This is a genomic window from Paenibacillus sp. CFBP 13594 (assembly GCF_014842675.1).
Taxonomy (GTDB): Bacteria; Bacillota; Bacilli; order Paenibacillales; family Paenibacillaceae; genus Paenibacillus; species Paenibacillus amylolyticus_B.
The window spans coordinates 1-12,897 of the sequence record NZ_JACYVQ010000017.1 but is presented as its reverse complement, the minus strand read 5'-3'; the positions used below and the strand labels follow the sequence as shown (position 1 = coordinate 12,897).

15 protein-coding genes are annotated in these 12,897 nt (G+C 45.7%); 2 read left to right on the top strand and 13 right to left on the bottom strand.

The genetic code is table 11. The features are described from left to right. Window positions 1-215 precede the first annotated feature (215 nt). Complete coding sequence (locus IFU39_RS30810) at window positions 216-470, top strand: AbrB/MazE/SpoVT family DNA-binding domain-containing protein (protein WP_024633700.1); 255 nt, start codon at window positions 216-218, stop codon at window positions 468-470. 280 nt (window positions 471-750) lie between these two features. Here the strand turns inward: IFU39_RS30810 and rsmI are convergent, their stop codons facing one another. From rsmI to IFU39_RS30750, 12 genes are all read right to left on the bottom strand, one after another. Continuing rightward, complete coding sequence (gene rsmI, locus IFU39_RS30805) at window positions 751-1,635, bottom strand: 16S rRNA (cytidine(1402)-2'-O)-methyltransferase (RefSeq protein ID WP_036606130.1); 885 nt, start codon at window positions 1,633-1,635, stop codon at window positions 751-753. Continuing rightward, window positions 1,636-2,412, bottom strand: coding sequence for a tRNA1(Val) (adenine(37)-N6)-methyltransferase (locus tag IFU39_RS30800; protein ID WP_091018344.1), 777 nt, complete (start codon window positions 2,410-2,412; stop codon window positions 1,636-1,638). It abuts the gene before it with no gap. A gap of 95 nt (window positions 2,413-2,507) precedes the next feature. Further along, window positions 2,508-2,876 (bottom strand): DNA replication initiation control protein YabA, encoded by a 369-nt coding sequence (gene yabA / locus IFU39_RS30795; RefSeq protein ID WP_017691386.1) that lies wholly within the window; start codon window positions 2,874-2,876, stop codon window positions 2,508-2,510. Between the two features lie 28 nt (window positions 2,877-2,904). After that, window positions 2,905-3,705 carry a PSP1 domain-containing protein gene (locus tag IFU39_RS30790; RefSeq protein ID WP_053778939.1) on the bottom strand — a complete coding sequence of 267 codons (801 nt, stop codon included), beginning with the start codon at window positions 3,703-3,705 and terminating at the stop codon, window positions 2,905-2,907. A gap of 117 nt (window positions 3,706-3,822) precedes the next feature. Then, window positions 3,823-4,794, bottom strand: a complete 972-nt coding sequence (gene holB / locus IFU39_RS30785; RefSeq protein WP_192136391.1) for a DNA polymerase III subunit delta' — start codon at window positions 4,792-4,794, stop codon at window positions 3,823-3,825. Window positions 4,795-4,803: 9 nt separating this feature from the next. Next, a complete protein-coding gene (locus IFU39_RS30780; RefSeq protein ID WP_017691389.1) occupies window positions 4,804-5,247 on the bottom strand; it encodes a YaaR family protein in 444 nt (147 codons plus the stop codon). 343 nt (window positions 5,248-5,590) lie between these two features. Further along, the gene (locus IFU39_RS30775) at window positions 5,591-5,920 is read right to left on the bottom strand and encodes a cyclic-di-AMP receptor (protein WP_017691391.1); all 330 of its coding nucleotides are present in this window, start codon (window positions 5,918-5,920) and stop codon (window positions 5,591-5,593) included. Window positions 5,921-5,981: 61 nt separating this feature from the next. Then, entirely contained in the window at window positions 5,982-6,629 is a 648-nt protein-coding gene (tmk, locus tag IFU39_RS30770) for a dTMP kinase (RefSeq protein ID WP_105602451.1), read from the bottom strand. 217 nt (window positions 6,630-6,846) lie between these two features. Then, window positions 6,847-7,539 carry an LrgB family protein gene (locus IFU39_RS30765; protein ID WP_192136390.1) on the bottom strand — a complete coding sequence of 231 codons (693 nt, stop codon included), beginning with the start codon at window positions 7,537-7,539 and terminating at the stop codon, window positions 6,847-6,849. Further along, complete coding sequence (locus tag IFU39_RS30760) at window positions 7,509-7,886, bottom strand: CidA/LrgA family protein (RefSeq protein WP_076329926.1); 378 nt, start codon at window positions 7,884-7,886, stop codon at window positions 7,509-7,511. The genes IFU39_RS30765 and IFU39_RS30760 overlap by 31 nt, the downstream gene beginning before the upstream one ends. A 581-nt stretch (window positions 7,887-8,467) precedes the next feature. After that, complete coding sequence (locus IFU39_RS30755; RefSeq protein ID WP_192136389.1) at window positions 8,468-10,294, bottom strand: aminotransferase class I/II-fold pyridoxal phosphate-dependent enzyme; 1,827 nt, start codon at window positions 10,292-10,294, stop codon at window positions 8,468-8,470. A gap of 257 nt (window positions 10,295-10,551) precedes the next feature. Further along, the gene (locus IFU39_RS30750) at window positions 10,552-10,737 is read right to left on the bottom strand and encodes a sigma factor G inhibitor Gin (protein WP_017691396.1); all 186 of its coding nucleotides are present in this window, start codon (window positions 10,735-10,737) and stop codon (window positions 10,552-10,554) included. A gap of 497 nt (window positions 10,738-11,234) precedes the next feature. On the opposite strand from IFU39_RS30750, the gene IFU39_RS30745 reads away from it, so the two are divergent. After that, window positions 11,235-11,759 carry a hypothetical protein gene (locus tag IFU39_RS30745; RefSeq protein ID WP_076216777.1) on the top strand — a complete coding sequence of 175 codons (525 nt, stop codon included), beginning with the start codon at window positions 11,235-11,237 and terminating at the stop codon, window positions 11,757-11,759. A 438-nt stretch (window positions 11,760-12,197) separates the two neighbouring features. Here the strand turns inward: IFU39_RS30745 and IFU39_RS30740 are convergent, their stop codons facing one another. Continuing rightward, window positions 12,198-12,638, bottom strand: a complete 441-nt coding sequence (locus IFU39_RS30740) for a hypothetical protein (RefSeq protein ID WP_017691399.1) — start codon at window positions 12,636-12,638, stop codon at window positions 12,198-12,200. Window positions 12,639-12,897 lie beyond the last annotated feature (259 nt).

The following is a 12,897-nucleotide window of genomic DNA, read 5'->3' as shown; positions in this document are numbered from 1 at the left end:
GTCGTTTTCCAAATCGACAAAGCTGACATTGAGGTTTAAATGCGAAAAACTGCTGCCAATCCCTTACCACCAGTAACCTTGTGAAAAACACCCTTAATTTTAAGCTAATTTTAAGGTTGACTGATTTGGGAATCGTTGGTATGATGAGTATCATAAAACATAAAATAATGTCGAATAATGACAAAGATAGTTAGCTGAGAGGAGCACTGATTATAATGATGAAATCAACAGGTATTGTAAGAAAAGTGGACGAACTGGGACGGGTAGTTATTCCAATTGAATTGCGCCGTACGCTCGGTATTGGTGAAAAAGATGCTCTGGAAATCTACGTTGACGGCGAGCGCATCATGTTGAAAAAATACGAGCCTGCTTGTATCTTCTGTGGTAATGCAGAGAACGTTACTTACTTCAAAGGTAAAATTGTTTGTAACGAATGTATTTCCGAAATCCCTGCACCTGTGACAAAATAAGAAAAACCAGGTATACTGGACTTATCTAAATTGTTATTTCTAACCTTTTAATATTCCTTAATAGCCTTCCCGGTGTGAACCCCACCGCGGAAGGTATTTTTTTGCCTTGTTATGGGTTCCATTACCCAAAGTGATTCTGTCACACGCGAACTGGGAGACAACGATGAAATTTGTTCGGAATTTTTTTAGCCACTCTGCTCTTTTTAATATTCCACTAAGGTTGGATATAAGCTTCTTTTCAGGTTATGTTCCCCACAACAGAAGATATTTGGTAAGATTACTACTCGATTAATGCATTATACACATCCCGCTTCGCCAGACCGCGATCGGTAGCCGTTTTTTTCATTGCATCTTTGCGGTTGTGTCCTTCACCCTCATAATGGCTGACATGATCCGCGAGTGACATGAGCTGCCACCATGCTTCGCGCTCAGCCTTACGCTCCTCTTCCTTAATGCCTTCTACCAGCAAACAGTACTCGCCAAGAGGCGGATGTTCTTCAAGCCAGTCTATGCATTCCCTCACAGTGCCCCTTGCGAATTCCTCATGACGCTTGGTTAGTTCACGTGCCAGGACAATCGAGCGATCACCCAGAATTTCTTCAAGGTGGACTAATGTTTTCCGGATACGGTGAGGCGATTCATAAAATAACAAAGTCCCGTTGGATTCGTCAAACGCCTCCAGCACTTTTCGCATGTCCTTTTTCTCCCGCGGCAAAAAACCGCCGAATGTAAAACGCTCCGTCGGTAATCCGGACACGATCAGAGCAGACAATGCAGCGTTGGGCCCCGGGATGGGAATGACCGTTATTCCGGCTTCCAGTGCAAGCTGCACAAGGTCAGAACCAGGGTCCGAAATGGCTGGCAAACCAGCATCGCTGACGAGTGCCAAATTTTTTCCTTCTATTATATAGCGTATCAGTTCAGGTCCACTCGCCCCCTTATTATGCTCATGATAACTAAACAGCATCGAAGGTGTAATTTCAAAATGGGTAAGCAGCTTTCGGGTCTGGCGTGTATCTTCTGCTGCAATGATGTCACAACTCTGCAATGTCTTGATGGCACGGAAGGTCATATCCTCCAGATTACCAATGGGTGTTCCAACCAGATAGAGCTTGCCTGATCCTTCAGGCTGCTCCGCATAGCTTTTTTGAATATGCAAAGTCATCTAAAGCCCTCCTTTCGTAGTACGCTCAGGTTGCTGACCATAGTAAATATCCATAATCTCTTCGCAGTATTTCCCCTCTTCATTGTAGACAATGAGTGGAGGAAGCATCCTTACTTCGGGTTTACCATCTTTCATTCCTTCAATTAACACCATGTTGGCTTCCAAATGAGCACGGGGATGTACCATCCGAATCCGTTTTGGTTCCAGCTTATACTCACGCATGAGCGAGATAATCTCTGCAAGGCGCTGCGGACGATGAACCATCGATACTTTGCCGCCATTACGTACAAGTCGACTGCAAGCTTGTATCACTTCTTCCAGGGTACATCCGATCTCATGACGTGCCATTGCCTGATGTGTGTTCATCTTGAGATCACTGCCATTCAGAGGCATGTATGGAGGATTAACCGTTATTGCATCGTATACAGCATGTCCTGTTTCTTTCACGAGTTCTCGCAAATCACCTTCACGAATCATAATCGACTCATCCAATGCATTTAATTGCACACTGCGACGCGCCATATCAGCCAAACGTGGCTGAATCTCGATCCCTTCCAGACTAGCCTGCGTACGTGTTGTAAGCAAAATGGGAACCACCCCGTTACCCGTACACAAATCAAGTACACGACCCCGTTTAGGTACCGAAGCAAACCGGGCTAATAATACGGCATCCATCGAAAAACTAAACACTTCATCACTTTGAATGATTCTCAGATCATGAGAGAGCAGATCATCAATCCGCTCTGACTCATGTAACACAACTTCATTTGCTTTCATATGTTACGCTCATCCTCCGGTACTCTATATCTCATGTTCGTTTAGTTTAGGTTTATAACCTTGAAAAAAAACCGTAGGGGATCCCTACGGTCACTTCATTTATTCAAAAAAGACAGGCAGAACAGACAATCGCCTTCCGTCCGCAAATGTCCATAATAGACGTTGCAGATATGGAAGCCTTCGTGATACAACCGGGCTAGATTATCATACCCTTCACCCACAACATCCTCGCCTGTAGCCGGACCTGCTGGTCTTGCTACAGGAGCGAGTGCTGAGGAGATCGGCAGATCTGCCGGAGCCTCACGTTTGAGCAGTTTGCGTAACTGCTCATTCTCGATGGTAAGCCGCTGATTATCTTCAAGCAGCTCCTTCACAATCATTTTTAACTCTCCTAAATCACCGTGCAACTGACCCAGTTGGGTTTCCATTTCATGAATGTGCGTAAACAGATTTTTCTTTTCCAAGTTTCCACCCCGAAGCAACCTTTATGGTTTACTTGATAACGACGTCATCCAGCGGAAGTTCTTTGACTTTACTGATGTCGAACAGTTGAACATGGACTGTGCGGCTACCGGCATTAATTCCGACAACTTTTCCTTCACCCAATGAGGTGACGACCAATTTGCCTACAGCTGGCAGTTCTTCTCTCACACTTTCATAGTTATCATGCTCAAATTTCAGACAGCACATGAGTCTTCCGCACAACCCTGAAATTTTCGTCGGATTCAGTGACAGGCTCTGATCTTTAGCCATCTTGATTGATACCGGCTCAAAGTCTCCCAGCCAGGAAGAACAACACAACACACGGCCGCAAGGTCCGATTCCACCAAGCATCTTCGCTTCATCACGTACACCAATCTGTCTCAGCTCGATTCGTGTCCGGAATATGCTTGCCAGATCCTTGACCAGCTCCCGGAAATCAACTCTTCCTTCAGCTGTAAAATAAAATATAATTTTATTGCGATCAAACGTAAATTCCACATCGACCAGCTTCATTTTGAGGCCATGGTCTTTGATTTTATTTAAACAAGTACCGAATGCTTCTTTGGCTGCACGTTTGTTCTCATCAACCACACGGGCATCTGTCTCGCCCGCAACGCGGATGACTTTCTTCAGCGGCAACACCACATCGGACTCGCCCACTTCCTTCTTACCTACGACAACCTTACCGTACTCAACCCCCCGCGCTGTCTCCACGATAACGCAGTTTTCTTTCTCAATGGGAAGGTCCAGGGGATCGAAGTAATAAATTTTGCCCGCTTTTTTGAAACGGACACCCACTACACTGTACAAAAAATTAACCCCCTTGTAAGCCAACCCCACTTCGTCTGAAGCCCCGTCTTCTTAGGGAACCGGCCGAAGTTATAACCGTTTGCATATGATTGGAGCTAACTTTGCCCTCTCCCAGTCTTATGCCAAACCGATCAAAAATTGCTCCAGACAAAGCTGGCCATTGACGTTGAAACGCAATTTTTTTCTGCATGCTGCGGCCATATCCATATAGGAGACCCACTGCTCTGTGCTGCGGGTATGTGCCAACTGAGATAACATGTCTAACTGATCTATAAAAACGATATGTTCATGCCTATCGTACTGAACATACAGCATGTCCCTAAACCATAGATGGAACAAACTGAGTAACATGTCCAGGTGTTCAGAGAGTCCGGTTTTAAAAAGCTTCTGCTGTGCAGAGATCAATGATGTACTTCCTCTACCCAGGGACTCCTTCCCTAATTGTAACATTACGTTTCTAATTTCTGCAAACCAATTCTGCTGGAGAATTTCTCTACATGCTTCCAATCCTGACGCTAAATGGACGGCAGAGCGAGCCAGATTGGCAGGGTTCCCTTCCTCGATCAGGGATTGCAGCATCTCTTCCGGATTAAGTGCGCTGAACGGCACCAATTGGGAGCGTGAGCGGATTGTTGGCAACATGGCCTGTCCATTATCTGTAATCAGGATGCCGACTGCTGGTACCTGCGGTTCCTCCAGAAATTTGAGCAAACTGTTTGCTGCCTGCACCGTCATTTTCTCAGCTTGTTCTATAATATATACTTTGGGATGTCCTGCCTCTGATCGGTATGAAAAAATACGCTGCAGATCCCGGATTTGATCTATTTTAATGTTGTTTCCATCTGGCGCAAGCATGGTTAGATCCGGATGGTTACCATGATCTACCTTACGGCATTCAAGACACTGCCCACAAGCGTCATCTTCAAGCTCTGTACAGAATATTGCCTTGGCAAAGGTAATTGCCGTCTTCCGTTGCCCACTACCAGCTGGACCGCTAAACAAATACGCATGGCTTATTGCATGACGTCTCAAACTGCTTTGTAACATTTGCTTGGCCGCTTGTTGACCCATAATCTGTTGAAAGGACATACTTCCTCCTCAGAAGCTTAAATTAATAAGCATCCCCCGAATTTCCCCTACTTGTTGTAATAGAGAGATTTTTCCTTCTTCTGTATCCAGCAGTTCATCAGCCATGGATAACAGAGCGGAGTCAATTTCATCAATCAGCTTATAACGCTTGCCTCTGCCACGACGATCCCAACCCCTTGTCTCTTTCATGGATACACCGCGACGAACGGTCTCTTCCAGGAACCTTTTAACAAGTTGCTTATACGCCTTCAGTTCACGAATCGTCATGGAACGTGCCAAGCGATCTCCCTGAAGCTGGATTTCACTAAACCGGCGATTCAGTTCAGCTTGTGAGGCCCGTTCCCCCTGGTGATTCATCATATCAGAGAAATTTTTGGATTGAACCGGTTTGGAACCTGAATCAGTAGAACTGATCCCGCTCTGAATCGGTCTGAATCCAGGATTGATTTTCATGGATACGCCCGCTTTCTATCATAGTTAGCCAATCGCCCATCAGCACAGTGCGCGTTGCGCCTGTGCGTGAGAATGAGGCTTTTATATATGCTGATCACACTCTATATATAATGGTAGATACACATCACCATCAAGGACTTGTTCTTTGTAGTCAACCTCTTTCCGAAATGAACCATTCCCCCAGCTGGGAAATGCAATCCGGAAAGAGTATGCTGATTCTTCTCATCAAGAAAGGCGTTCCGTAAGTGGCACGCACGAACTCTGTTAACTCTTCTTGCATCCATCGTTTCCAACATGCTATCGATCATGAAGGACCCTCATGAGATCCATGCAATAGGTTTAATTAGAAATGTTCGAAGCGATCTACCGGGAGAACAAATACAGTAGCTCCGCCTACTTGAACTTCAACAGGTAGCGGCAGGTAAGAGTCGGTTGTTCCACTCATCGGTGTGACCGGAGTCACGAGCTGTTCACGAACCTTACAGCTGCTGCGAATGACGTTCATTACGGATTCGACTTGACCATCATCGACACCGATCATAAACGTCGTGTTGCCTGCCTTCAAAAATCCGCCCGTACTGGCAAGCTTCGTTGCCCGAAAGTTTGCTTTGACCAATGCGCTGGATAATCGGTTGCTGTCTTTATCCTGTATAATCGCAACAATCAGTTTCATCCTGCATAACCTCCTTTAGAATAAGCACCTTTATCAAATGCCCTGTCTATATATTAGACAATTACTCGTCAAAATCCTTCAAAATCCCTGTCTCCAGCGACAAAATCATTGCTGCCAAGACATCCTCCTGCTTCATGGAAGCATCGATAACTCTGAATCGTTCCGGGAACTGCTCTTTTAATAGGAAGTAACCCTCTCGCACTTTACGGTGAAACTCCAGATTTTCCAGATCCAGACGGTTCACTTCTCGGCCATCATGAGCATCGATCCGGGCAAGCCCCACTTCAGGCTCAATGTCCAGATATAAGGTCACATCCGGCATGAGATCACCGATCGCAAAACGATTAATGGCCCATACATTCTCTATCCCGAGTCCACGGGCGTAGCCTTGATAGACCAGACTGCTATCGACAAATCGGTCACAGATGACTGCTTTTCCAGCTCTCAGCGCAGGCTCTACTTTCTCCGCCAGATGCTGGCTGCGTGCAGCTGCATACAATAGCGCTTCGGTTCGAGCATCCATTGCCGTATGAAGAGGGTCCAGAATAATCGAACGTATTTTCTCCGCAATCTCAATTCCACCAGGCTCTCGGGTAACTACGTAAGGTATACCCCGTTCTTCAAAATAAGAACCTATTCTACCGATCATCGTTGTTTTACCGGAACCCTCTCCCCCTTCCAGCGTAATGAATTTACCTCTGCCCTGCATATGCTTCCCTGCTTTCTATGTCGATAATTGCATCTATTGCTGCTGTAATTGAAAATGCTTAGACCCTCTTGCTACAGGATATGATTTCCCCCGCCCAGAGGTGTATAGCTACAGCTATATCGGTACGTAATAATAACACCAAGATCATACAAGCTTGTTTCTTTCTATCATACTATAGGTCAGCAGTTACTCCAACATGAACAACAAACTAAAGCGCTCAACCGTAGATGATCCATACCCATAATGGAAGCATAATTGATCCGGCAATGGCACTTACAATCATGGAAACTGAACTGAGGGCTACCGCATTCTCTCCATACTCAAAAGACCTTGCCATGCCGAGGGCATGAGATGCTGAACCCAGTCCAATTCCATAGGCATGTTTACTGCGAACTTTGGCCCATTTCAAGAGCATCGGCCCCAATAATATCCCTGAGAATCCTGCAATCATCACAAAAAGCGATGTGAATGAGGCATTCCCTCCAACCTGATTAGCGAGTTGAATAGCCACAGGAGTGGTCACGGATTTTGGCAATAAAGCGATGACCATTTCCTGAGGATAGCCAAGCAGAATGGCGATTAAAGCCCCTGTGGACACACCTGTAATACTGCCTCCGATCGTTCCGCCCACAATTGGAATGATATTTTTCTTCAGCACATGCAGGTGTCTGGACAAGGGAAAAGCGAGAGATACAACTGCTGGGCCCAAGAGCTCCTGTATCCATTTGCCACCCAGCATGTACGTATCCAGCTTTATACCGGAAATCACCAAGATAAGGATCAGTATGGCAGTCGTTGTAAGTACAGGCATAAGTATTGGCCATCTCAGCCTTTTATATAGACGAGTGGCTGGAATATATACAGCGATAGTTAGCGCGATCATTCCAATTCCGAGGATGAATGCTGACAAGTGATCGCCTCCTTTTTGCCTGAATGAGACGATCTCCATGTCATAAGCCACTCACTTAATTTGGCAGATATCAGACATGTGATTAATGTGCTAACGATCAAACCAAGAACTAATAATAATGTGTTAGCTCTAAAAAAATCAAAATGATTAATGATGCCCACAGTAGGTGGAATGAACAATAATTGTAAATGGGATTGAAGCCACGTTGACCCTTCTTCTCCCCAGCTCATTTTGATCCATCCCAGTTGAATGGTGACAAACAATACCAGCATGCCCACAATACTACCTGTTAACGGCAGATGTAATACAGCTTGAATCAAGTTTCCAATCCAATAAAAACCGTACATCAACAAAACTTGCAGGACTATTCCTGTATATTTTTTTAGCGGAATACCCAAAGTGTTCCCTTCTTTCTTATGTCTATCTGTATAAGTTGAACTAGAGTGGATCTTCATACCTGCCGAAAGCAGGAACGTAACTGAACGTGTCTGGAGCAGAGCACGGGGCGGAGCGCTAACGACCCTGTGACGTCTTATTCAGCGATTTGAAGCGTCCGCAGCAATCTAAGGAATCTGAAACACGCTATATTGGAATAACCAGCCGTTTACAGCGTGTTTGTTGGGTGAATTTGGTTAATAACATGTCTCAGGTTCCTTACAAAATAAAAGGAGGACTCGAAGGCCCAAATAAGACGTCCTCGGTTCCTTAGAAAATCGTCTGGACAATTCGCCAGGTCAGCAATCCTTGACTTCAAGATGTTGAACCTGACATTCTTCAGCGTATTGCATGCCTGAGTTTTGAAGACACACCCTAGCAATTAAAATAATGACCAAGAGACCCTCACATATGTAGGGTCCGATATCGCTATCCGTATTGGTCATATTGCCTACCTATTGGTGAATGCAATTCAGATCTTCATGTATTCCCTTCATTCCTTCATAACCTTCAATACCTGTAGAGATGCATCAGATACCCCATGAAACTTTGCACCCTCATCCCGAAGGAGGTGTATACGAGCCACCATCGATGTACTAATACGTTCACCAGAATATACAAGCGGTATCCCTGGAGGGTATGGAATAACCATCTCGGCTGATCTACAACCCGCGCTTTCTTCTATCGGGACATTGATCGTATCCATCTCTACAATCGGTTGCAGTGTAAAGGAAATCGGTTCCGAGTGGCAAGTATTTTCTTGTAAATTGTTCCACGTGGAAATATAATGGGCCGAACCTTTCGCAATCTGTTGCGATGGCTCTGCATTGGATTGGACCTGCTCATGCCCATCGGCAGAGCTGATATGGTGTAAAGCCTGCAACAGGTGCTGAGCATCTTGCACCGTTGAGCCTAGGCTGAAGAGCAAGACGACGTACCGTTCGTCGCTCATCTCGGGCACACAGCCGCATGCTTCCAGCTGCTGCTGTAGCCCATAACCGCTCAGCACCCCTGTGCCGTCATAGATGACGGCCTTGAATGGGTCCTGAGCGGTATACCCCGCGGCAGATGGCATCGCCGCCGCGGTCAGGCCCTCCCGTGTCTGCTGCGCAGCGGACACGGACAAGCCAGCCGGCTTCGCTGTTCCGGCTGGCGTTTCTGGCTGCAGCGGCTGTGCAGGCTGCAGCAACTGGAAGCGCGGCAGCTCCGCGAGGCCGCGCTTAAAGGCTTTCACGGCGGCGAGCCCCGCCGTGAAAGTGTTCGCGCCCTGCACATGCAGTAGCCGGCGCGCAAGATCAAGCGAAGCCATCACGGGGTATGATGGGCTTGAGCTTTGCACCATGGCCAGGCGCTGCCTTAACAGGGACCGGTTTAACCGTGGTCCCTGAATGTGCAGCATGGCACCCATGGTGAAAGCCGTCAGCATCTTATGCGTCGACTGCACAACACCGTCTGCTCCGCATGACAGTGCAGAGACTGGCAGCTCCGGATGCTGCCCATAATGCGCGCCATGCGCTTCATCCACGAGCAGTGGCATGCCAGCAGCGTGGCATACTTCGGCTATGGGCGTCAGATCAGCGCCCATGCCGTAATAATTGGGCAACGTGACTAATACGCCCTTTGCCTCAGGGTAGGACTGGACAGCAGCCTGAACCGTCTCTACCGACGGCATGACCGCAAGTCCAGACGCAGGATCGACCCACGGCTCCAGAAATACAGCTCTTGCGCCCGCCAGCATCAACCCGTGAATAACGGATTTATGTACATTCCGCTGCACCAGCACAATACTATTCAGCTCATCACACACAGTAAGAAGTAAGGATAGATTACCAGCCGTACTTCCACCCACAAGGAAGAAACTCTCCTCTGCTCCAAAACAATCTGCCGCAAGCTCCTGCGCTTCCTGGATCACACCTTCTGGATGATGCAAATCATCGGTGCCCGTAATCTCCGTGACATCCATCTCCATCATCTCGAGAAATGAACGCACTGGTGTCAGTTCTATTTCCGAATGAGCCCCTTCATCGCTGAGTCGTTCCCCACTCCCCATGTTAGCCCCATGTTTCTCCACTGAACTGAATTGCTCTATCCTTCCGTTAACGTTCCCTCCTGCATCGCTCTGAATCTCTCCGTTGTGCTGGTGTTCCTCATTAACGATATCCTTAACTGGAGGTTGCCCTGCTTCTGCTTGTTCTACCAAATGTCGATAAGCTTGACCATTCTTATGCCCAGGCACATGAAAAGAACGCTGCTTCGAATCACGATACGCAAGCAACGCTTCATATAAAGGGGCTCTACTTGATTTATTTTTATGATCCATGAAATAACCATCCTGTACATATATAATGTGCGCCCTACGCGCTTCAAAATGCTTCCTAATCCAAGGGAACGCACTCTTCCCCATCTCCACACGCTCTACTGCAAATGATCTATACCATTATATCAGCATACGCCTTCCCAAGATGGCAAACAAGACATTCTCTTCTCTTAAAAACAGAAAAAGGCCCATTGGGCCTCTATACACATCAGCATCGTTACAATGTGATGTTTCGCTTCTACTTCTATTAGCAACATTCATTATGCGTTTTTTTGTACCCAAATTTGCTTCATTTGATGAATAAAATAATTGTACTTGGCATCCTGCGCGTCGGTATGAACCATTTCTGCTTCACAAGTGTCACATATGAATTCAGATACAATAAAAATGCCTTCTCTTTTTCTTTGCTCGCAGATAATACATGTGTGTTCGGCATGTTCTTCCATGAACCATCCCACCTTGTTTTACGTTTACTATCAGTATTGCACAGTTTCTATTATTTTAAACATTTTCATAGTGCTTTCTTTCTATAAAATATATATATTCGCCCACCCCCTCGTGGGTGTCTGTACCGAAAAATACATTCAACTCCCTACAAGAACATTCACCTGCTTATTTATATACAGTACTCCTACAATCCATCGCATTTACCTCTACATCACGTATCTCTTGGCCTGACTCAAACTTATATTTAATTTCCTTAAAAAAACTTGGAATCCCAGCCGATATATAATACATGATAGCGATATCAAAGCCTGACAGCCCGTGTATTCGGGAGTATACTGAGATAAGCTCCGTCGAATCTCAATATCTTGTACAATCGTCATGGTGTGAGATACAAGGTTCATATACATACATGCATGATTCATTCCCTTTTACTCGTGTAAGAACAATGAATACCTACCCCACACAAACGTGAATCCGAAGGAGGATATATAATCGTATGATCGCCGAACCGGAGAATAAAGCAACATTTTATCAATACCGGCTTCTGAAAAAAAAGGCTATCGCCCGCAGTGTCATTTACAGCTATCTGTGTCTGCCGGTCATCATGCTCTTATTCAATCTACTCGCATTCTCCTGGACTGGCCTCTTCTTTTTTGTACTGGCAGGTCCAATCACCATCTGGATTCATTATGTCATCGCCAGAACCATATTACTTCTGGTCCGTACATCTTACGCCAAACGCTGGCGCTGGAATCTGCGTATGCCCTGGTTAGGTTATATCCCTGATCAGCATTTTAGCTTCCGTATGTTTGTCCGGGTACACCTTAACATGAGCTGGATTGGACTATGTATCATTACAGTATGTTTGATATGGTCGCCATTGTCCTTCACCCTCTCGCTGATCTTCTGGCATTTGTGGTTGCTGGGCCCTCGCTTATATGTTGTAATGGTTCTCTCCCGCGAGCGCAAAGACGGACTTATCAAATTGAATGAACAAGATGTCTCATACTATCTGCAATAACACTCCCTCATTTATGCAGTACTCAATGTAATTCACTTACTTGTAATACATAACCGCTGAGCCCTTCGAATAATCTGATACAAAAACATGATCGTTGTATCGTTCAGTTGACTCAGCCTCACATGCTCAAATAAAGGTTATCCACTGTGGATAACCTTTATTTATTGTTCCTTTCTCATCCATTATCCACAGTATGGGTATAGTAAAATGAGTTATCCCCATTCGAGTCTCCGTTCTTCTCCTCTTTTCCTCCCGCTGCTCCATTCCTTCTGAACCTGTATGACCTCTGATCCACCATACGTGATAGCTTCTCCCATCATTACTAAAGCCTACTTCGCTAAATAACAAAAAGCCCCCGTTCAAGTACACGGGAACTTTACTATATTTTAAGGAACATCACAACGTTAATTAATCATATACAACCTTACCCGCAACAGCTCAATCGTCTTCAGCCAATGATTTAACTGTCGTTTGAGTAGCATCATTTCTAGGAACCATTAGTGTAAAGGAACCATCATGTACTGCTAAATGCACAGTATGTCCTTCCTTTGCAAATACACGCAAGGTACTGGATTCATTGGATGTACCCTTGGCTTGCCTCTCTGTCCAACCCCAGCTTTTAATCTCGTCTAGATATACCTCAGGCAAGCTAGTACTCTCACTAATACCAGACAGCGTATATCGAACATAATCCATGTCCGAATTATTTTCAGACTGGTCAGATTTATTCGCTACTTTAGGCACCGGAAAACTCTTCTCGTTCACCGCACCTTCATATGAAGTCCATACAGATCCTGATGCTTCACCGCATCCTGCTAGAACAACGGTCAAACAAAGCAACAGAAATGATTGTAGTCCAAGTCTCCGCCAACTTAACACACACACCCTCCTTTTCACAGCTGCACATTCCAGCTCTGTGGTCAGGTACTTTTAGCATATTTAACATAGTCCTATTATACTGGTTTTGCCGCTGTTATCCGTAACAAAAATGTTACCTTCCAGTATCGATCATGTCAGAGCTTCCACTTATCATACTTAATCCTTATAAACAAATAAAAACCACCACCGAATAACATCGGCAGTGGTTCTTCGCTTGGCGGCGTCCTACTCTCCCAGGACCCTGCGGTCCAAGTACCAT

Excerpts from the sequence above, each read along its gene's own strand:
- IFU39_RS30810 (WP_024633700.1), top strand. The coding sequence starts at position 216 with ATGATGAAATCAACAGGTATTGTAAGAAAAGTGGACGAACTGGGACGG.
- rsmI (WP_036606130.1), bottom strand. The coding sequence starts at position 1,635 with ATGACTTTGCATATTCAAAAAAGCTATGCGGAGCAGCCTGAAGGATCA.
- IFU39_RS30800 (WP_091018344.1), bottom strand. The coding sequence starts at position 2,412 with ATGAAAGCAAATGAAGTTGTGTTACATGAGTCAGAGCGGATTGATGAT.
- holB (WP_192136391.1), bottom strand. The coding sequence starts at position 4,794 with ATGTCCTTTCAACAGATTATGGGTCAACAAGCGGCCAAGCAAATGTTA.
- IFU39_RS30780 (WP_017691389.1), bottom strand. The coding sequence starts at position 5,247 with ATGAAAATCAATCCTGGATTCAGACCGATTCAGAGCGGGATCAGTTCT.
- IFU39_RS30775 (WP_017691391.1), bottom strand. The coding sequence starts at position 5,920 with ATGAAACTGATTGTTGCGATTATACAGGATAAAGACAGCAACCGATTA.
- tmk (WP_105602451.1), bottom strand. The coding sequence starts at position 6,629 with ATGCAGGGCAGAGGTAAATTCATTACGCTGGAAGGGGGAGAGGGTTCC.
- IFU39_RS30760 (WP_076329926.1), bottom strand. The coding sequence starts at position 7,886 with ATGTACGGTTTTTATTGGATTGGAAACTTGATTCAAGCTGTATTACAT.
- IFU39_RS30755 (WP_192136389.1), bottom strand. The coding sequence starts at position 10,294 with ATGGATCATAAAAATAAATCAAGTAGAGCCCCTTTATATGAAGCGTTG.
- IFU39_RS30750 (WP_017691396.1), bottom strand. The coding sequence starts at position 10,737 with ATGGAAGAACATGCCGAACACACATGTATTATCTGCGAGCAAAGAAAA.
- IFU39_RS30745 (WP_076216777.1), top strand. The coding sequence starts at position 11,235 with ATGATCGCCGAACCGGAGAATAAAGCAACATTTTATCAATACCGGCTT.